Source organism: Paenibacillus alkaliterrae (assembly GCF_021532375.1).
Taxonomy (GTDB): domain Bacteria; phylum Bacillota; class Bacilli; order Paenibacillales; family Paenibacillaceae; genus Pristimantibacillus; species Pristimantibacillus alkaliterrae.
This window is the reverse complement of the sequence record NZ_JAKGAP010000094.1, coordinates 1-18,958: the sequence shown is the minus strand read 5'-3', so window position 1 is coordinate 18,958 and position 18,958 is coordinate 1. Positions and strand designations below refer to the sequence as shown.

General features: G+C 45.4%; 20 protein-coding genes. 12 read left to right on the top strand and 8 right to left on the bottom strand.

Going from position 1 to position 18,958, the window contains the following annotated elements:
• Positions 1-390 precede the first annotated feature (390 nt).
• Positions 391-759: a histidine kinase gene (locus L1N85_RS24895; protein ID WP_235241722.1), complete on the top strand. Its 369-nt coding sequence runs from the start codon at positions 391-393 to the stop codon at positions 757-759.
• Positions 760-936: 177 nt separating this feature from the next.
• Here the strand turns inward: L1N85_RS24895 and L1N85_RS24890 are convergent, their stop codons facing one another.
• The 3 genes from L1N85_RS24890 to L1N85_RS24880 form a co-directional block, all read right to left on the bottom strand.
• On the bottom strand, positions 937-1,770 hold the full coding sequence (locus tag L1N85_RS24890) for a 3-keto-disaccharide hydrolase (protein ID WP_235241721.1): 834 nt from the start codon (positions 1,768-1,770) through the stop codon (positions 937-939).
• 68 nt (positions 1,771-1,838) lie between these two features.
• Positions 1,839-2,318, bottom strand: coding sequence for a heme-degrading domain-containing protein (locus L1N85_RS24885; protein WP_235241720.1), 480 nt, complete (start codon positions 2,316-2,318; stop codon positions 1,839-1,841).
• Positions 2,319-2,335: 17 nt separating this feature from the next.
• On the bottom strand, positions 2,336-3,169 hold the full coding sequence (locus tag L1N85_RS24880) for a sugar phosphate isomerase/epimerase family protein (RefSeq protein WP_235241719.1): 834 nt from the start codon (positions 3,167-3,169) through the stop codon (positions 2,336-2,338).
• 784 nt (positions 3,170-3,953) lie between these two features.
• On the opposite strand from L1N85_RS24880, the gene L1N85_RS24875 reads away from it, so the two are divergent.
• The 11 genes from L1N85_RS24875 (at position 3,954) to L1N85_RS24825 (ending at position 15,662) form a co-directional block, all read left to right on the top strand.
• Positions 3,954-5,645, top strand: coding sequence for an extracellular solute-binding protein (locus L1N85_RS24875; RefSeq protein ID WP_235241725.1), 1,692 nt, complete (start codon positions 3,954-3,956; stop codon positions 5,643-5,645).
• Between the two features lie 145 nt (positions 5,646-5,790).
• A complete protein-coding gene (locus L1N85_RS24870; RefSeq protein WP_407946564.1) occupies positions 5,791-6,708 on the top strand; it encodes an ABC transporter permease in 918 nt (305 codons plus the stop codon).
• A gap of 15 nt (positions 6,709-6,723) precedes the next feature.
• A complete protein-coding gene (locus L1N85_RS24865; protein WP_235241718.1) occupies positions 6,724-7,623 on the top strand; it encodes a carbohydrate ABC transporter permease in 900 nt (299 codons plus the stop codon).
• A 19-nt stretch (positions 7,624-7,642) separates the two neighbouring features.
• Positions 7,643-8,545: an NAD-dependent epimerase/dehydratase family protein gene (locus L1N85_RS24860; RefSeq protein WP_235241717.1), complete on the top strand. Its 903-nt coding sequence runs from the start codon at positions 7,643-7,645 to the stop codon at positions 8,543-8,545.
• A gap of 107 nt (positions 8,546-8,652) precedes the next feature.
• Complete coding sequence (locus tag L1N85_RS24855; protein ID WP_235241716.1) at positions 8,653-9,435, top strand: sugar phosphate isomerase/epimerase family protein; 783 nt, start codon at positions 8,653-8,655, stop codon at positions 9,433-9,435.
• A gap of 118 nt (positions 9,436-9,553) precedes the next feature.
• On the top strand, positions 9,554-10,954 hold the full coding sequence (locus tag L1N85_RS24850; protein WP_235241715.1) for a mandelate racemase/muconate lactonizing enzyme family protein: 1,401 nt from the start codon (positions 9,554-9,556) through the stop codon (positions 10,952-10,954).
• Between the two features lie 812 nt (positions 10,955-11,766).
• Positions 11,767-12,195 carry a nucleoside-diphosphate kinase gene (ndk, locus tag L1N85_RS24845; RefSeq protein WP_235241714.1) on the top strand — a complete coding sequence of 143 codons (429 nt, stop codon included), beginning with the start codon at positions 11,767-11,769 and terminating at the stop codon, positions 12,193-12,195.
• A gap of 459 nt (positions 12,196-12,654) precedes the next feature.
• Positions 12,655-13,416, top strand: coding sequence for an amino acid ABC transporter ATP-binding protein (locus L1N85_RS24840; protein WP_328285289.1), 762 nt, complete (start codon positions 12,655-12,657; stop codon positions 13,414-13,416).
• Positions 13,417-13,445: 29 nt separating this feature from the next.
• Entirely contained in the window at positions 13,446-14,327 is an 882-nt protein-coding gene (locus L1N85_RS24835) for a transporter substrate-binding domain-containing protein (RefSeq protein WP_235241723.1), read from the top strand.
• A 17-nt stretch (positions 14,328-14,344) separates the two neighbouring features.
• Positions 14,345-14,998, top strand: a complete 654-nt coding sequence (locus L1N85_RS24830) for an amino acid ABC transporter permease (protein ID WP_235241712.1) — start codon at positions 14,345-14,347, stop codon at positions 14,996-14,998.
• A 13-nt stretch (positions 14,999-15,011) separates the two neighbouring features.
• Positions 15,012-15,662, top strand: a complete 651-nt coding sequence (locus tag L1N85_RS24825; RefSeq protein WP_235241711.1) for an amino acid ABC transporter permease — start codon at positions 15,012-15,014, stop codon at positions 15,660-15,662.
• Between the two features lie 150 nt (positions 15,663-15,812).
• On the opposite strand, the gene L1N85_RS24820 is transcribed toward L1N85_RS24825, so the two are convergent.
• From L1N85_RS24820 to L1N85_RS24800, 5 genes are read right to left on the bottom strand one after another with little or no spacing between them, the layout of a single operon-like run.
• The gene (locus tag L1N85_RS24820) at positions 15,813-16,247 is read right to left on the bottom strand and encodes a protein-tyrosine phosphatase family protein (protein WP_235241710.1); all 435 of its coding nucleotides are present in this window, start codon (positions 16,245-16,247) and stop codon (positions 15,813-15,815) included.
• A gap of 22 nt (positions 16,248-16,269) precedes the next feature.
• Positions 16,270-16,749, bottom strand: coding sequence for an ArsI/CadI family heavy metal resistance metalloenzyme (locus tag L1N85_RS24815; protein WP_235241709.1), 480 nt, complete (start codon positions 16,747-16,749; stop codon positions 16,270-16,272).
• A gap of 1 nt (position 16,750) precedes the next feature.
• A complete protein-coding gene (arsC, locus tag L1N85_RS24810; protein ID WP_235241708.1) occupies positions 16,751-17,173 on the bottom strand; it encodes an arsenate reductase (thioredoxin) in 423 nt (140 codons plus the stop codon).
• A 25-nt stretch (positions 17,174-17,198) separates the two neighbouring features.
• A complete protein-coding gene (locus L1N85_RS24805; protein WP_235241707.1) occupies positions 17,199-18,491 on the bottom strand; it encodes an arsenic transporter in 1,293 nt (430 codons plus the stop codon).
• 49 nt (positions 18,492-18,540) lie between these two features.
• Positions 18,541-18,858, bottom strand: coding sequence for an ArsR/SmtB family transcription factor (locus tag L1N85_RS24800; protein ID WP_235241706.1), 318 nt, complete (start codon positions 18,856-18,858; stop codon positions 18,541-18,543).
• Between the last annotated feature and the right edge of the window lie 100 nt (positions 18,859-18,958).

Genomic DNA, 18,958 nt, shown 5'->3' with positions numbered 1-18,958 from the left:
GTACTGTTTCTTCCTCATATCGTGTTCCCCTCCGCTTAATTTCATTGTATCTAAGTAAGGGGTGTATTGTCCAAGTCTAAATAGGGGCTAAAAAGACATCACTATGATGAATTTATGGGTGTCTTTATTTGTAATGTAAAAACCAATGAAGAAGCATATGAGCGGTTTCGAAAATGGGTTGACGAAGTTTTGAACCCATATAGGAATCAAGCAAGGTAGAAAAGGTGAGAATAATCTTTTTATTCAACCTATGGGGAACAAGAGCTTAATAACATTACAGGAGGCTGCCGATATGTTTTACGCGGTAGCCCTTTCTACGGTAACTGGCAGTATAGTGAAGGAATGCTAGATGATTATTATATGAAAAGAAGAATAACGGAGGCTGAAAAATTGAGTAAGCATGATGATCTATTTCAAGATTTAAAACAGATAAGGGATACTTGGGCACAAGTGGACTACCTTGGTCCGAATTCTGTTATTCCTGAATGGTCTGAGTTAAAGGAAGAATACGACACATTACGAAATAAAATCGAAAACGAAAATGAAATAGTAGCCTTTAAGAAAATCCTGAAAAACACGGTAACAGGGGTTTTACACTCCGTATTGGTTATGATTGATGGTGGAACGGAACTTGCTGAGAAATTCAATATTGATCTTGTTATTATGGGAACTGGAGAATCGATGAGAGAAAATATTGCTTTACACGAAGAGTTTATCGGTTATTTACTTGATGCCGAAGATAATAGTTTGGTGAACTAACAGAGAAAGTTAGTGCAAAGACAACAGGCTGCCGAATTTATCGGCAGCCTATTCTAACGGGAGACTTTAGTTTTATAATGGGGAGCAGTTTGTGGTAGTTGTGCTGAAGTGGCTCTCCCAATCGAAGCGAGAATACAATTTTGTCCGACCAAGAAACATATCACGTTCTGCGGCCGTCTAAAACTCGCGAATCCGTATATTGCGCCAACTGCAAGCCGCATTCGGCGCCCAACGCGCTTCGCCCATGCCGGGATCGTTATCATGGATTTCGAAGGCGATGTGTCCTTTCGGTCCGAGCAGATCCCGGACCGCCGCGGCGTTATACAATGGGTGCTTCAAGTTAGCCGTATCGATTTCAGAAATTTTCATATCGTTGATATGGACGGTGATCCGCGGTGAATCCCCTTCGACGCGAATTCTGAATTCATTCCAGTTGTTCCACTTCCATATAGACAGGAACTGCTCACCGGTTGCCGCATATTCAAGAAGTGCCGGTTTGTCAGGTGTCATGGGCTCGATAGTGGTCGCGGGGTCTTCCAGTCTCAGCCCTACGGGATTACCTTGCTCATTGTACTTCGCATCGAGGGTAAAATTGATGCCATGGAAGCCGCCGATGCCATTGCCGTAAATACCACCTATATTTCCCGAGCGGCGGTGATCCAGAAGGATTTGGAACCCTTGAGAACCGAGAGCAGACGCACGCACCAGAATGCCGGTATCCGCCGGCCAGTCGGGACGTGCTTCGAAGACCAACTCGAAATCGCCGTATACCCCATCGCTGAGGAGATAGCCGCCGTAACCGCATCCGGGCGGATCCTGCCGTCCTGTGATTGCACCATCTTCAACAGTCCATTTTCCCGATGTTTGCGTGGCGCGTCGGTATTCTTCGGTGGTAGTATCCGGTCCAGGTTCGCCGGGGGCGCGGGGAATAGGAAAGCGCGGAACAAAATGCCAACCTTCGAGTGTTTTTCCGTCAAAGATTGGGGTGAACGTTGCGTCGTTTTTATACATGATGCCTCCTAGTTTGTATCATTGTTTTTGTTTAATTCGGACAGATTATCCTCCAATGAACCCGCGGTTCATTGGACTGCGGATGCGTCGATAACTTGTCTCAAAACCGCTGTGACAAGCTTATGGTCCTGATCTCCGGGCAAGCCGGAAACGACAACCGAACCAATTACGCCTGCTCTGCGAACTCTAATAGGAAACGCCCCGTTAAATGGAGCGTATCGAGACGGATCCAGAAAATAACGATCGGCTATCGTTTTGCCTGCGGCTCTTAGCTCGATTTCCATATAGTAAGAACTGCGACCGAAGCGATCGACGATGCGCGCTTTCCGTTCGGTCCAGGCATCGTTGTCGGCTGAAGTGCCCGGACACGCATAGTGAAACACCTGCTGTTCGCCTATTCGTATATCGATCGTTATCGATTTACCTTCAACCTTAGCTCGGTCAATGATCTCCATTCCGATACGCAGTGCCGTTTCATTCGAGAATGAAACGAATTGTAATTCCTTCTCCTCCTGTAACAATTCTTCCAACAACTGCTCGTCTGTCATGAGTTTCACACCTTTCATCACAAGGGAATATTAAGCTCCGAGGCGGTCTTTCGGATGTAATCGGAAGCTTGCCGGTACTCTTCGCAGGTCGACAAATGCTCGATAATCAGCGTGGTATCCGGGTGTAGCTTGTTCAATTCCGTAAGGAATGTCCGATAATCAAGATTACCCTTACCCGGTATAACCTCTTCCAGATGAACTGTTAAGCGACCCGTCAGATGAATGTCCTTTGCGTGACAGTTTCGAATATAGGGACCGAGCTTTTCGAAAAAGTCACGTATCATGTCGCCATTCCGGTAATAAATTCGGGGGCTGCTGATGATATTCACTGGATCGAAGTGCACTCCGAAGCCTTTGCGGTCGACTGCCTTGATCAACGAAAGGTAGGTATCCGCAGAATCCGGGAATACCCACGGCATCATTTCCAACGCAAATACCGTGCGCTCTGGTTTTACGGCATCGATGATTTCTTGCGTCGTCTCTACGATCAATTCAAACGTTTCGTTACTGAAGTTGTCCGGATCCGGCCCATCCCATTGTTCGCCTCGTGATCCAGCGATATTGACGCAGCATTGAGCGCCAATCCGCTCGGCAAGTTCCAGTCTTTTGATACAGTAGTCTATGGCTTTGCGTCTGGTGTCTTCGTTCCGGCTTATCGGGTTGCTCCAGGCGCCGACCTCGGAGATTAAGATATCATATTGATTAGCCGCTTTCAGATAATCATCAAGTTCGGCGATGTCTTCATCTCCGCTGATGGGGCAGGTTGTTGCACGAAAGCCCGCTTCTTTGAGCGCATTCGCCCAACTATCCGGATTTTTTTGTTCTAAAAAGACCTGACCTCCAAGCCGCATTGTAATCCCATCCTTTGTTCAGTTGGTTATATTTGACGGAATATTCCGTTTTGTGCAAGTATACCATAAACACGTGTTTATGCAATGATGATTATCAGACCTGATCAATGTTTTTTGCGGGAGAAATAAAAAAGATTGACAGCGCTTTAATACGTTGTGGTATTATGAGTCCATAAACGCGTGACAAACTCATGAAAGTGATTTAATCGCATAATTATTTTCCTTCTTTGTCGGCCAAAGTCCTTGCAGGCAAAGGGGTGTGCATGATCGCGCTGTTTCTCATCGAGCCCGGCAATGTTTCAGTTATATCCTGAGAGTCCGAGCTTGATTGAAGTCTGGTTGTCAGAGACTCGTGCAGAAGGATATGAATTTTTTTATCCCGGAATAAACGCGTGTTTATTTATATGATTTCCAGGGTTCTTCTATCCAAAAATTAACGCGCGTTTACGATAATGCGAACTAATGAGAGGGGGGATGCCACGTGTAGTCGGCGACTAATGTTTTGCGAAGGGTATCAGATGTGTAATCAACTACTACATTTAAGGGGAATTTACGCTGATCTGGCCTCGTCCAAACAAGACAGGTCACACAAAACCATCAAAAGGCAATAAGTTAACAAACTTGTTTTCTGCAAAAACAATTTAGTTTACATTAACGCCATGATGAAAAAAGTCGGAAAAAGTATTGATCATCTTTTTATGGATGTTTTATTCTGAACGAAAAGGAAAGCGCTTTAATTCGCTTCATCACATTAAAAATAAAGGAGGAATTGTACGTGAAAAAGATGATCCCTAAAAGAGTTCTAACGCTCGTTCTGCTGGCCTTGCTCATGTTATTTAGCATTACAGCGTGTAAAAGCGCTCCCGCGGAGTCCAATGCAGGCACCACCAAGGAAAATGCAGCCGGCAGCAGCGATACCCCGGAAAACATTGACCCCGTTGGAAAGTATCAGGAACCGGTAACGATGACTTGGGCCGTTCAAACCGCGGCAGCTTCGAAGCTCCTTGATAAAGATACCTGGGAAGATAACCGTTGGAGCCGCTTAATCAAAGAACAGCTCAACATCGATTTAAAGGTTGCCTTCAGTGCCGACAGCAGCACCGACGCATACAAAAACAAACTGAATGCCATCATTGCTTCAGGCGACCTGCCGGACGTATTCAAAACGCAGGACGTTAATGTATTTCTACAGTTGGCACAGAATGGGCAACTGGCTGATCTCACCGATGTCTTTAACAAATACGCATCTGATTCACTCAAGGCATATCAGGAAAGATTTGCTGATTCATTCAAGGGTGCTACGATAGACGGCAAGCTTTACGCCATACCGCGCATGAACGACAACTTCCATCAGGCGCCGTTCCTCTGGATACGTGAGGACTGGCTTAAGAACACCAATTCTCAGCCTCCGAAGACGATCGAAGAAATGGTTGCGCTTGCAAAGAAGTTCGCTACGGGCGATCCTGACGGTAACGGTGTAAATGGCGACACGTATGGACTTGCCCTCAACAAGGATCTCATCAGACAAAACCACGGCAGCATTCTTGGTTTGGTCTCCGCGTTTAGCGTTCCCGGACGCGATGAGAGTATGTTCTACCGCGACGAGAATGGCAAGATGACATTTGCCTGGATTCAGCCGAACATGAAAGAAGCGCTTTCTCTGTTGGCAGATATGTTTAACCAAGGCCTTATCGACAAGGAATTTACCTCCAAAAACGAATCCGCATTGGTTGAAGATATTACCAGCGGTAAGATCGGTATGGCTTATGGAAGCAACTGGGGCACATGGTATCCTTACAATAATGTTTACAAAAAGGATGGCGTTATTACATATCCATATGCCATTCCCACAAAGCCTGGTTACGATTACAAGATTGGTGTTGAGAGCAACGCTGTTGGCCAGATGACGATGGTCAGCGCGAAAGCGAAGAATCCCGAAGCGGTCATCAAGATTCTCAATCTGTACGATCAGACTGTCAATAACTCAACGAAGGATGATTACGACAAATACTGGTCGAATGAGCAGTACAGGCTCTCCCCAATATATATCGATCAACCGGGTGAGGTTTACGCAGCTGATTTGCTGGAAGCTCTCGACAAAGGATCCTCTGATGGCCTGGCTCCCGCCGCAAAGCCCTTATATGATTATATTGTAGGCTTTGATAACGGATCTCTTGCACAAGATGACAATGCCTTTGGCACCTGGGGCCAGATGTCCAAGTCAGGCTCTCTGCCATGGGTATTGAACAAGTACATCCCCGAAAACGCGATGGTCCAGAGCATCCTGGGTATTGAAAGGCCTGAAGCGTGGTTGACTAACGTTTCTTCGCTGGATACGCTCACGATAACAACCTTTACCGATATCATTACTGGTGCTAAGCCTGTCGATCATTTCGACACCTTTGTGCAGCAGTGGCTGAAGGCGGGAGGTCAGCAGACTCTCGACGAACTTGAGAAAATGTATCCGGCAAAATAAGTCATTTTAATCCAAGGACTGCGGCGGGGTTTTCCCCGCCGCAGTTATTTAAAAGAAGGTTTTACCGCCATGCGGTGCCGTCTCTATTGGAACTGCCTGGAACGGCAGTCCTTGACCTAAATCATTTACAGGTGGTGGAAAACGAGTGTTTGTAAATCTGAAACGAAAAGATAAGATGTTAAGAGAGCTTCCCTTGTATCTCATGCTGCTTCCCGCGGTCGTTCTGGTGTCTATCTACAGCTACGGCTCTATGGCCGGCGTTGTGATCGCGTTCCAGAAATTTGTTCCGGCAAAAGGTATGTTCGGACAACAACAATGGGTAGGTCTTCAAAATTTCACTACGTTGTTTTCTATGCCAAATATATGGCCGGTTATTCAAAATACGGTCATTATCGCATTGGGTAAATTGATTGGCGGCGTCATTGTTCCGGTCGTGTTTGCGCTGTTGCTCAACGAAGTCAGAAATATTTTAACCAAGCGTATTTTCCAGACGTTGGTCTATCTTCCGCATTTCCTGTCATGGATCATATTATCCGGTATCCTTTTAAATATTTTGTCACCGAGCGAGGGTCTTGTAAATATACTCCTATCCAAGCTTGGAATTGAGCCGATCTTTTTCCTTGGTAATCCTGACGTGTTTCCAGCTACGATGGTAATGACCGATATCTGGAAAAATTTCGGATTCGCATCGGTCATTTACTTGGCCTCCCTTACAAGCATAGACCCTGCGCTTTATGAAGCTTCAGTTATCGACGGCGCAAACCGTTGGCGGCAGACATGGCACATCACCCTGCCCGGCATTTCAGCCATCGTAGTACTGATGACCGTGTTGGGTCTTGCCAATATCCTCAACGGCGGTTTCGATCAGATCTATAATATGTACAGCCCTGTGGTCTATTCAACCGGCGATATTTTGGATACACTCGTGTTTCGACTGGGCATTGAGCAGGCTCAATACTCGCTCTCCACGGCTGCAGGCCTGTTTAAGTCGGGTGTATCAATGATTTTTATCGTTGTGTCTTATTACTTGGCTGACAAATTGACAGGATATAGAGTATTTTAATTGGAGGATAGGAAAATGAGTATAAAGGATTCCATACCACGTAAAATATTCCTTGTGAGCAATATAGTTTTCCTACTGATTGTTGCACTTGCATGCATAGCGCCGTTTATCAACTTGCTGGCGGTATCCTTCTCCGACAAAACTGCAGTCGCTGCAGGAGAGGTTACTTTTTTCCCGGTCGGTTTTACTACAATCTCTTATGAATTTATAACGAATACCTCGAAATTTTTCGTATCTCTCCTGGTCTCTATCACGCGGGTTTCGATTGGCGTGCCTATCAATCTGCTATTGATCATCCTGACAGCTTATCCTCTCTCAAAATTAAAAACGGAATTCAGGGCCCGGAGTATTTTCTCATGGTTCTTTGTTGTGACCATACTCTTCAACGCCGGATTGATTCCTACGTATATGGTGGTGAGGAATACCGGGTTGATCGATTCCATATGGGCGCTTGTTTTGCCGGGCGCGCTTCCCATTTTCAGCATGCTCGTCGTGATGAACTATATGCGCAGCCTGCCGAAGGAATTGTTGGAGGCGGCGTACATCGACGGCGCGAGTCATGTGCAGACGCTGTTCAGAGTTGTTTTGCCGGTCTCGACGGCCACAATCGCGACAGTAACGTTGTTTTCGTTTGTAGACCATTGGAACAGCTGGTTCGACGGCATGATCTACATGAACAATATTCAAAACTATCCGTTGCAGACTTACTTGCAAACGGTTGTCGTGAATCCGGAAGAATTTTTACGCAACAACACCGATCTCAGCGGCAATTTATCCAAATATCTGTCGATGGTTAGCGCCCGCACCACAGGCGCAGCGCAAATGTTTTTAGCAATGATACCGATTTTGTGTATCTATCCGTTTCTACAAAAGTATTTTACAACCGGGCTTGTGATTGGCAGCGTAAAGGAATGATGCAGAAAGGAGTGAAAAAATGAAAGTTTTTGTTACGGGCGGTACCGGTTTTATCGGTTCGTATGTCGTCAAGGAGCTGCTTATGCATGGACATGAAGTCACACTCTTTGCCAGAAATGCGAACAAGGTCTCGGGTTTTGTGGACCATGAGAATATCAGTTTTGTTACCGGACAAATGGACGATGTGGGCGCTATCGCTAAAGGGCTTGCGGGACAAGATGCATGCGTCCATATAGCGCTCTCGTGGCAAGACGGGACTGCGGAGGAAACGTTAGTAAATGAAACAATGCCCTCTGTCCGCCTGTTCCAGATGGCTGCGGAGGCGGGAGTTAAAAAAATCATTTATACCTCATCCATTGCCAGCTTTGGCTCGACGCCTAACAAAGATAGGGGTTTTATAAAGCCAAATACTTATTATGGCGCCACTAAGGCCGCGACAGAGGCTTATCTCATGGCTATAGCCTCTCAGTATAATCTTCAGGCAAATGTCGTGCGGCCGGGTTATACCTTTGGCAATCCCTGCGTGGAGGGCGGACCGCTCTATCCCGACCGTAAGATTGTAAATATGGTAAAAAGCGCCCTGGCAAACGAGTCCATGTCCTTTATCAAGAATGACGGTACGCAATTCATCTGGGCGGGTGACCTTGCAAAAGTATACTCAGCTTTGCTCCATTCCGATGAACTGGACCGCGGCTATTATACCGCTGTGAGCACTGAATTCCGTACATGGGCTCAGATAGCGCAAATCGCGGTATGCCTCCTTGGTTCCAAAAGTCAAATCACACTAGAGGAGAAGGGGTATCCTGAGCCTGAGGGCATACCCATAGATGTCTCCCAAATCAAGAATACCTTTGGGTTTGCTTTCAAGGCCGATGAGTACATGAAGAAGCATATTCAGCACCTGAGCACATTGAAGTTGTAAGCGATCCTATCGGCGAGCCGGAAAATAAAGTGTGTACAGAAGTAAATCGGATAATGGAATTATTTATATAATGATTGTTCATTGTATTTTAATTAGGGGGAAACCACATGGCAGCATTTTCAATTGGATCTTGGTCTTTTCATGCTTTATTCGAAACGGGAAAAATGAGTTTGTTCGGCTATTTGGAAAGTATCAAATATCGCTATCGACTCAATCAAGCAGATATTTGGAACGGTATGCTCCTCTCCACAGAGGAAGACTATATCCTAAGTATTAAGCAGACATTGGATGAGGAAGGGTTGACAGTTGCAAACCTTAGCGTAGATGGGGCCGACGTCTGGAATGACGATCCCGCAGTTCGTGAACAAAATCATCGAAAGGCGCTTTTATACCTGGACATTGCACGCAAGTGGGGAGTTCAAACGCTTCGGATTGACTTGGGCGTCAATACAATGAAACTGTCTGATGAACAGTTTGAGTTTTGTGTTAAACGATACAGTGAATACGTACAATTTGCCCATGACCATGGCTTTCGGGTAGGTCCGCAGACTCATCAGCCAGCTACTCTAGTTCCTCAAAACTTGAAGCGAATTTGCAATGAAATTTCAATGCCTGGATTCGGAATTATACTCAATGTCAGCCGTTGGTTGGTTGATAAGGAGATCGGCGACGAGATGGTTTCGCCCTTCACGGCCCACGTCCAACTTGATAGAGCGTTTGTGGATTTCTCTGGATCAGAGCTGATACAAAAGGTGCAGTTGTTGCGCAATGGTGGGTATCAGGGATGCTGGTCCTTGGAATACAGAGGAGGCGCAAATGAGTACCTGGAAGTAGAACGTGATTTGTTGACACTTCGGCATGCTATAAGGCTGGGAATTGGTGAATATTGAGTTATATTCATTGGAAACCAATGTAACGAGGTTCTTCATAGAAAAGAACTGAATTCAAACGGGTTTTAAGAGAATAGGGTCAAGGTTTATACAATAATAACCAAAGGAGGAAAGTAACATGTCAGATAATTTCGAATCGACGTTAGGCCATGTAAACACATATTCAAGACCTTCCGAGCTCAAAATTACAGATATGCGATTTGTGGATTTAGCAGGTGCACCAATGCATTGCACACTCGTCAAAATTTATACAAATCAGGGGATAACAGGAATCGGAGAACTCCGAGACTTTGGAAGCCGCACCTATGCAGCGATGCTGAAAGGTCGCTTGCTGGGTGAGAATCCATGTAACGTAGATAAGTTGTTTCGTCGGATTAAACAGTTCATGGGAACAGGAAGACAAGCAGGTGGTGTCGCCGGAATTGAGATGGCACTTTGGGATCTCGCAGGTAAGGCTTATGGTGTTCCCGTTTATCAGATGCTGGGAGGTAAGTTCCGCGACGCTGTCCGCGTGTATTGCGATCTTGGGGTTAATACGCCAGGAGTTCAAGGTGACGGATATTCGATGGGAAAGCGCTTGAAAAAGTTTGCTGATGAAGGCGGTTTCACGATGGTTAAAGCGGTCTTGGGTGTTGAGAGCCTTCAGGCACGCTACCCGGACGAAGATTTGATTTCTGCACCTGGTAACTATGTAGAGGATTTTCACAAGGCTGCACAATATAACTTTGAGTATATAAAAAACCATCGGGATACACAAGACGGTCCGGAGTTTCAACGACGTAATCGTGCTTTTGACATTGTAAACACTCAATCTCCATACATCATGTACCGTATAACTGAACGGGGGCTAGACCGGTACGAAGAAGAGGTATCGCATATGCGTGAAATACTTGGATATAAAATGCCCCTGGCGATCGACCACCTGGGCTACTTAAATCTTGAAGACGCTGCGCGTCTGCTGCGCCGCTTGGAGAAATACAATCTATTGTGGGCAGAAGACGTGTTGCCTTGCACTTATACAGAGGAATACAAGAGATTGAGTCAGTTAACCTCAACGCCATTAGCTACAGGCGAAGATCTTTCGACACTTGAAAGTTTTGAACAACTTATTGTTAATCGGGCAGTACCCATTATACATCCCGACATTTGTTCTTCCGGCATTTACGAGACCAAGAAAATAGGTGACCTGGCACAACGTTATCGTGTTGCGATGGCAATGCATATGTGTGAAACGCCCGTTGCGGCACTAGCCACAGCGCATATGGGTGTTGCAACCGAGAACTTTATCGCGATGGAGTTAAACGCGCCGGATGTCCCATGGTGGAACGATATTATTACCGGTTATGATGGGAATGTCATTAAAAACGGGTTTATACCTGTGACAGATAAACCCGGGCTTGGTTTTGATGATATCAACGATGAAGTCATAAAAGATCATTTAATGCCTGGTTTTCCAGATATGTGGGCTCCTACCGATCAGTGGAACACAGAATACTCTAATGATAGGTTATTCAGCTAAGATATTTTGAAAGTTTCGAAAATATAGGAAAGATGCACCGTCCGCATCTTCATTGCATTGTCCGTAATCGTCAAATCCTGCACACCTAGCATTGCATCCAGGACCATGTGAGAATGAGTGTATCTTAATTGAAAGTTTCACGTACACGGAGAATTTCGTCATGAGGCAACCTCCTGTTTTCTTAGGATACCTTCATTTTCTCATGGATAAATGGAGCATTAAAGGTGTGGACTATTTGACGCTTACATTCAATAAAGCGTTAACTTCTCCTAATGTTACATTTAGCTGAGCTAACAATACGATTAAACCACGTCTAATAAGCGTGGTTTTTTTGCAATGCTCAGGGTGCCCCCGCGTTCAGTAGATGTGGATGACATCAGAAATGCTAAGTTTCAAGGTGCGCTCCTGATATTATGACGACAAATACTGAGGTATTCCTCTAATTATGTAACATATAAATATTTTTGATTAGATTAATATTATTTAGTACATCATAGTTGATAAATATTGCATCATATATTAGAATAATGTTGTGGTATTAATTTGAGCCTAAAGTGAAGGGATGGGTGCAAGGTGGAAGAGTCGAAAACTAGTGAGCTACTCCAGAAATCGAATGCTTCTCTTGATCTCGGTTATGTGATTTGCAAACACTGTGGGACAATTGTAGCGACGCTTCCCACTAATGGGGTGAAACGGTTCTACGGCGAATGCCTGGAACGGTCATGTCTGCAAAGTAATGACGCTGGCTGATTTGTTTAACCGTGTTTTATTGAAGTAGGTCTGATGATTTGAACTACATAGGAGTGTTATCCATGGAACAAACTTTTGTGATGATTAAACCTGATGGTGTTGAACGTGGTCTTATCGGTGAGATTATAGTGCGTTTTCAGCGTAAAGGATTTAGAATAGTAGATGCTAAATTGATGAAAGTTTCCAAGGAAACCGCTGAGCGCCATTATTTTGAATTAAAGGAGAAACCATTTTTCGGAGAGCTGGTCAATTTCATCACTTCCGGGCCGATATTCGCCATGGTTCTGGAGGGTCGAAACGCAGTCCAAAATGCGCGGTTATTGATCGGTGCAACGAATCCTGCAGTTGCAACAGCAGGTACAATTCGCGGAGATTTCGCAACGGATCTTGCCAGCAATGTGATCCACGGTTCTGACTCCGATGAAAACGCCGCTAGAGAAATTGATTTGTTCTTTCAACGGCAACGTGATTTTGCGATCTATATAAGTTGAGCTAAAGATTGCATAGGTTTGAAGCGATTATTCCGGTGAATAACGCCTGGTTTTCCCGTTAATTGCTTTAATAGAGGATGTCTAAGACAAATTAGATGGAGTTGTTCCAGTTCGTGCTGCCGGTGCAGCCGTGAACTCGCGTGATTGATTAGTTCAACTTATATAGTTGAATTCCTAAAAGGCCCTTGGCTCAGCTGCCAAGGGCCTTTTGTAAGTTTTTTTGCAGTGAAGCTGTAATCAATTATAAACAAACATAGTGCGGCTATACAGAGTCTCTTTCCGGACCTTCAGAGTTATCCATTGACAAGGATGGAGTAGGGCTCGGGTCAACTCGGATAAGGAGTCCCACGCTATCCGGGTCCAGCATCAATTGGGGCGAAATACCCATGTTTAGCCAACGTTCATTCTGGGTTAATGTATTGGTACATATACTTTGAACAGAGGCCATGTCTACTTTTTATGGTCCTACTTTCAGGAGAGGGGGGAAAGAAAATGATTACGTTCCGGAGCGTGGACAAGTACTTTGGCAAGTTTCAGGTATTAAAGGACATTAACCTGGAGGTGAAGAAAGGCGAGGTTGTTGTCGTTGTAGGCCCGTCCGGATCTGGTAAAAGCACGCTTCTGCGTTGTATTAACGGTCTGGAACGCATTACGAGTGGCGAGCTCATCGTAGGCGACCAGCGCGTCGGCGACAAGAAAACGAACATGAACAAGCTAAGAAGCGAGATCGGCATGGTATTTCAGCATTTCAATCTGTATCCGCATAGGACGGTTCTGCAAAATATTACACTTGCGCCTATTAGGGTTAGAGGAGCAACCGCGAAGGAAGCGAAGGCGACCGCAATGTTCTACCTGGAGAAGGTCGGGATCGCGGACAAAGCGGATGCTTATCCTTCGCAACTGTCGGGAGGCCAGCAGCAGCGAGTAGCTATTGCAAGAGGTCTCGCGATGAAGCCGCAGATTATGTTGTTCGATGAGCCGACCTCTGCTCTCGATCCGGAGATGATTGGCGAGGTGCTCGATGCCATGAAAAAGCTTGCCCAAGAAGGGATGACGATGGTCGTCGTTACTCATGAAATGGGCTTTGCCCGCGAAGTGGGCAGCCGGATGGTCTTCATGGATGAAGGGCGTATCGTTGAGGAAGCAACGCCGGCGGATTTTTTCGCGAGTCCAAAAGAAGAGCGTGCGAAGCTGTTCCTTAGCAGACTGATCAATCATTAAAGTCAATCGAAAAGAGGAGATAAAAGATGATGGATAGAGCCGGAAGATTGCCTTTACTGGGAATATTGCTGCTGATTACGATGTTGATTGCTGCAGGCTGCGGCGGGAATAACAAGGCAGGCAATGGGAATGCGGAGCCTTCAAACGCACCGAGCGCGGAGCCGGGCAATGACGCCGAAGCCGGAAGCGATACGGTCCTGAGTCAGATTACAGAGCGCGACAAGCTGATCGCCGGCGTGAAGTTCGATACGAAGCTATTCGGTCTGAAGGATCCCGGCTCAGGGAACGTTGAAGGCTTTGATATTGATATTGCCAAGGCCATTGCTAAGAAGCTGCTGGGCGATGAAACGAAGCTGGAGCTGAAGGAAGTGACCTCGAAAACACGGATGCCGATGCTTAACAACGGAGAAATAGATTTGATTGTCGCAACTATGACGGTAACGGATGAGCGCAAGAAGGAAGTTGACTTTTCTGAGATTTATTTCAACGCAGGACAGTCTCTGCTCGTGAAGAAGGGCAGTGCGATACGTGGTCTGGATGATGTGACCAAGGATACGAAGGTCGTCGGTGTAAAGGGCGCAACATCGATTAAAAATATTGAGGACAAGGTGGAGGGTCTGCGCGTGCAGCAGTTCGAGAATTATCAAGAAGCCTTCAATGCACTAAAGGCAGGCCAAGGCGATGTGCTTACAACGGACAACGCTATTCTATACGGAATGACGAAGCAGGATTCTAATTATGAGGTGGTAGGCGGCACATTCACGGATGAACCTTACGGTATTGCGATTAAGAAGGGGCAAGCGGATCTTGTGACGGCTGTTAATGAAGTGATTGCCGAGCTGAAGTCCAGCGGTGAATATGACCGAATCTACGAGAAGTGGATTGGTGAGAAGCCCGAGACCAAGCAGTAACGATTGGAGGTTGGCGGATGATTAGCCCAGACATCTTAACGGACAATTGGGACTTATACCTTGAAGGCATACGCAACACGCTTTCCGCCAGCTTGCTTGCGCTTGCCGGCAGTTTCATCCTTGGCGTTATAGTTGCGATTATGCGGATAACGTCCTTTCGGCTATTGAATATTCTCGGTGCGGTTTACGTGGAGTTCTTCCGCAACATACCGCTGCTGCTCGTCGTCTATATTTTTTTTCTAGGCCTTCCGGCGCTTGGGCTTACGTTGAATGGATTTATCTCAGGCACATTAGGGCTGATGGTTTACACCTCTGCCTATATCGCCGAAGCGGTAAGGGCAGGGATTCAATCGGTTCCGATTGGACAGACAGAGGCCGCTCGCTCCTCTGGACTGACGTATACACAGACGATGAGACATGTTGTGCTGCCCCAAGCGGTGAAGATTGTTATTCCGCCAATAACGAATCAATTTTTAAATTTAGTGAAAAATTCATCCATACTTAGTGTGGTATCAGGCTTTGACCTCATGTATTTCGGTGACATTGTCAATTCCTATACTTATGATACGGTAAGCTCTTATGCTTTTGTTGCCGTGTTTTACCTTATTCTGACGATTCCGCTCAGCATCGCTTCCAACGCTCTGGAACGACGTTTGCTGCGGAGCGGCTAAGGAGGCCGGCTGCATGGACTTCACATCGGCATATAGCCGTGATAACCTTTCCTTCCTTTTGGAGGGCTTTGGTTTAACCTTATGGCTCGCTTTGTTAGCGATTATTTTCAGCTTCGTACTCGGTTGCGTGCTTGGGATCATCCGTTATGCAAAGGTGCCGGTCCTCTCGCCAATTGTTGGACTCTTTGTTGAATTGGTACGGAACCTTCCGTTGCTGCTGCTCATCTTCTTCGCCCGCTTCGGACTGCCGGAGCTGGGCGTCAGCTTACCGCCCTTCTGGGCTGCCATAACGGCGCTTACCTTGTTTGAAGCGGCAATGATTGCGGAAATTGTGCGGAGCGGGCTTAATTCTGTAGACAAAGGATGGGTGGAAGCCGCAAGGTCTTCGGGATTATCCTACGGGCAGACTCTGCAGCAGATTATTCTTCCGATCGGCCTGCGGCGTATGGTGCCGCCCATCGTCAGTCAATTCATATCTTTGCTGAAGGATACCTCTCTAACCGTCGTCATCACGCTTGGTGAAATGATGCATCATGCCAATATTGTGATGGGGCAGAACAGCCGAATTGTATTTCCGATTCTACTTCTTGTAGCTTTTATGTATTTTATTGTAAATTATGTGCTTTCCTTATTTGCAAGGAGATTGGAAGCCAGACAAACGTAAGAGAAGGTGAGAAATCATCTTCTTTTTTTTTGTCTTGCAAGGCAAAATAAGAGTGAGTATCATGTGTTTCAATATTCATTCAAATAAAAAGGCCCGACTAACAGCTCTTTACGTCATACAACGTTTGGGCTGTTCATCGGGCAAAACATACTAATATGAATATATCGCTTCCAATGATTTTCGCTGTGCTGGCTTAATATTCAAAATCGATCGTATGCTTTTGGCTTGCTGCTCAGCATCTTCAATCGTATTTGCTAAACCTAGCTCGAGAAGAGTCCCATAAGCAACTGTTCCTGTACGACCTTTCCCGCCTCCGCAATGAAACGCGACCTTTTTACCTTCTTTGTAGGATTCGACAACTGCCTTAATGGCGGTATGAAGAAGTTTTTCTTGGGGTTCATTTGCTTCATCTCCCAATGGCACCTTTATCCATTTCAAGGCATCACCAACCGCAGCGCATTGCTCAGCTTCTTCACGTAAATCGACGACAACTACAACACCTTCATTATCCACCATTGTCTGTACATCTTGGGCGCCGCCCATATAAATTTTACCAGGAATTAGTTCGTGATAAGCTTTACTCATGTTTTGGTGCTCCTCATTCTTTTTATAGTAATTGTTTTTTAAATGATTTAAATTCCACCTGTACAGGAGCGGATGGAGGAGCACAACAAAGCGAGAGATCACGCTGATCACCAGCTGATTCAAACTCCGAATCTTCTTTGGTATAAAAAATCTCCCAGGCGTTGCCGTCAGGATCATATACCCATACTTTGTCTTGTACAGCGTAGCAGCATGTAGTATTCATTTCGTCAATGAGAAGGAGATCTGCCTGTCTTAATCGTTCACCCATTGCCAACATGTCTTCGGTATTATCTACTTGAAAACCAAGGTGATTAAGCACACCGTTTTTCTCAAAAGGACGTACATTTAAAGAAAAGTGAAGCGCGGGATTGTCTAATTCAAATTTCGCATAATTGTCCTTCACTTTCGCCGGTTCTGTTCCGAAAAACTGTCGATAAAAAGTAAGTGACTTTTCCAAGTCAGTGCAATTGACGGCTACATGCATTCGTTTGATGTTGGACATGTTATTGTCCTTCTTTTACAAACTTCTCGATACGAGCTTTAATCGATTCACGAGTATTGCGGAACTGCTCCATGATCTCATTTTCGGTGCCCGTTGCTTTTGCCGGATCCTCGAAACCCCAATGCCATTTCACCACATTCGGATTGGAAATAATCGGGCAGTGCTCATCGGCATGACCGCAAAGCGTAATAACATAATGAGCGCGATTCAAAATTTCAGGATCAATGACATTCGAAGTGTTTTCGCTAATGTCCACGTCTGCTTCATGCATAACTTGAACCGCTCTCGGATTCAAACCATGGGCTTCCAGCCCGGCGCTTTTCACTTCGTACTTGTCACTGCCCAGCGCATGAAGAAAGCCGTCTGCCATTTGACTCCGACAAGAATTACCCGTGCATAAGAAATAAACAAGTTTCTTTTCCATTTTGTATGTCTCCTTTGAAATTCGATTAATGTATGATGCTTAACCACAGGTAAAGTCCAACCAGCGTTATGAACAGAACAGGGAGCGTTAGCATAATGCCGACTTTGAAATAATAACCCCATGTAATTTTCACGCCTTTTTTGGACAGGACATGCAACCAAAGTAAAGTGGCTAACGAACCGATTGGTGTGATTTTAGGACCTAGATCCGAACCGATGACATTCGCGTAAATCAGAGCCTCACGTAGAACGCCATTCGTGCTCGTTCCTTGAATGGCTAAGGCATCGATCATAACCGTAGGCATGTTGTTCATAATCGAGGAGAGGATAGCTGCTATGAATCCTGTACCGATCGTAGCCATAAATAATCCCTGATCTGCTGTCCATTGAAATACTATGCCTAGCTGATCCGTAAGGCCGACATTCCGAAGACCATAAACGACGACATACATTCCGATGGAAAATACGACAACGGACCAAGGTGCGCTTTTAATTACAGCGCCCGTATGTATAGCCGCGCTTCTGCGTGCAGCGATAATAAATACGATAGCAGCAACTCCTGCAACAATTGATACGGGAATATTTACGAATTCGCTAAGCAGATAGGCTATCAATAATACAGCTAAAACGATCCAAGATAACTTGAACATACGCATATCTTTGATCGCCTCACGAGGCTGCTTCAACTGGTTTAGATCATACTGCTTCGGAATGCTCCTTCTGAAAAACAGGAACAATACAAGCAAGCTTGCTCCAACCGCGAAGAAATTCGGAATGATCATCCGGCTTGCATACTCGGCGAACCCAATTCCAAAGAAATCCGATGAAACGATATTGACCAAATTGCTCACTACAAGCGGTAAAGAAGCTGTATCCGATATAAATCCGCTTGCCATAATAAATGGCAAGATCATCCGGTCATCAAATTTTAGTGCTCTGACCATGGCTAGTACAATCGGAGTAAGAATAAGTGCCGCACCGTCATTAGCAAAGAAAGCGGCGACTGCAGCGCCAAGCAGCACGACATAGGAAAACATCAGATAGCCGTTTCCTTTGGCAAAGCGAGCCATATGAAGCGCAGACCATTCAAAGAAGCCGATCTCATCGAGAATCAAGGAAATAAGAATAACGGCAACAAAGGCTAACGTTGCGTTCCATACAATGCCGGTAACATCCCAAACGTCATTAAAATCAACAACGCCAAATAGGAGAGCCAGTATTGCGCCGCCAGCAGCCGAATAGCCAATATTTAAGTCTTTAGGCTGCCAGATTACGAATATCAAGGTGATAAGAAAAATAATGGATGCTATGACTAACATAATTCCTCCTCAAAGGTTGTGGAGCAAACCTGCTTCGAAAGCATGAGCTTTAATTACAGCATTCAAGATCTAATTTGTTTAACTGCTCCTTCATCGAAGGGAGCACACTGACGATACCATTTAGATAAGGTTTATCCTCTAGATTTAAAGAATAATAAATCCACTGGGCTCGCCTAGTCTCACTTACCAGCCCGCCAATTTTTAATTTTCTTAAATGCTGACTCACATTAGGCTGAGTCATTTCGAGTACGGTTACGATATCACATACGCACATTTCTTTTTCCTTTAGCATAGCAACAATGGTTAGGCGAGTCTTGTCAGACAAAAGCTTGATTGTCTCGGCAAGTGCTTCTATCGGTTGACTCATGCAATCACTCCCACTATAAAGTAATGTTTTCTCCTGATTTCTCGCTCATTCTCAATATTTCAACTTTGACTGATTAAGAGGTTCAGGTGGAGAATGTAGT

Coding starts and splice junctions, on each gene's coding strand:
- L1N85_RS24890 (WP_235241721.1), bottom strand. CDS start 1,770: ATGTATAAAAACGACGCAACGTTCACCCCAATCTTTGACGGAAAAACA.
- L1N85_RS24885 (WP_235241720.1), bottom strand. CDS start 2,318: ATGACAGACGAGCAGTTGTTGGAAGAATTGTTACAGGAGGAGAAGGAA.
- L1N85_RS24880 (WP_235241719.1), bottom strand. CDS start 3,169: ATGCGGCTTGGAGGTCAGGTCTTTTTAGAACAAAAAAATCCGGATAGT.
- L1N85_RS24875 (WP_235241725.1), top strand. CDS start 3,954: ATGATCCCTAAAAGAGTTCTAACGCTCGTTCTGCTGGCCTTGCTCATG.
- L1N85_RS24865 (WP_235241718.1), top strand. CDS start 6,724: ATGAGTATAAAGGATTCCATACCACGTAAAATATTCCTTGTGAGCAAT.
- L1N85_RS24860 (WP_235241717.1), top strand. CDS start 7,643: ATGAAAGTTTTTGTTACGGGCGGTACCGGTTTTATCGGTTCGTATGTC.
- L1N85_RS24855 (WP_235241716.1), top strand. CDS start 8,653: ATGGCAGCATTTTCAATTGGATCTTGGTCTTTTCATGCTTTATTCGAA.
- L1N85_RS24850 (WP_235241715.1), top strand. CDS start 9,554: ATGTCAGATAATTTCGAATCGACGTTAGGCCATGTAAACACATATTCA.
- ndk (WP_235241714.1), top strand. CDS start 11,767: ATGGAACAAACTTTTGTGATGATTAAACCTGATGGTGTTGAACGTGGT.
- L1N85_RS24840 (WP_328285289.1), top strand. CDS start 12,655: ATGGTCCTACTTTCAGGAGAGGGGGGAAAGAAAATGATTACGTTCCGG.
- L1N85_RS24835 (WP_235241723.1), top strand. CDS start 13,446: ATGGATAGAGCCGGAAGATTGCCTTTACTGGGAATATTGCTGCTGATT.
- L1N85_RS24830 (WP_235241712.1), top strand. CDS start 14,345: ATGATTAGCCCAGACATCTTAACGGACAATTGGGACTTATACCTTGAA.
- L1N85_RS24825 (WP_235241711.1), top strand. CDS start 15,012: ATGGACTTCACATCGGCATATAGCCGTGATAACCTTTCCTTCCTTTTG.
- L1N85_RS24820 (WP_235241710.1), bottom strand. CDS start 16,247: ATGAGTAAAGCTTATCACGAACTAATTCCTGGTAAAATTTATATGGGC.
- L1N85_RS24815 (WP_235241709.1), bottom strand. CDS start 16,749: ATGTCCAACATCAAACGAATGCATGTAGCCGTCAATTGCACTGACTTG.
- arsC (WP_235241708.1), bottom strand. CDS start 17,173: ATGGAAAAGAAACTTGTTTATTTCTTATGCACGGGTAATTCTTGTCGG.
- L1N85_RS24805 (WP_235241707.1), bottom strand. CDS start 18,491: ATGTTAGTCATAGCATCCATTATTTTTCTTATCACCTTGATATTCGTA.
- L1N85_RS24800 (WP_235241706.1), bottom strand. CDS start 18,858: ATGAGTCAACCGATAGAAGCACTTGCCGAGACAATCAAGCTTTTGTCT.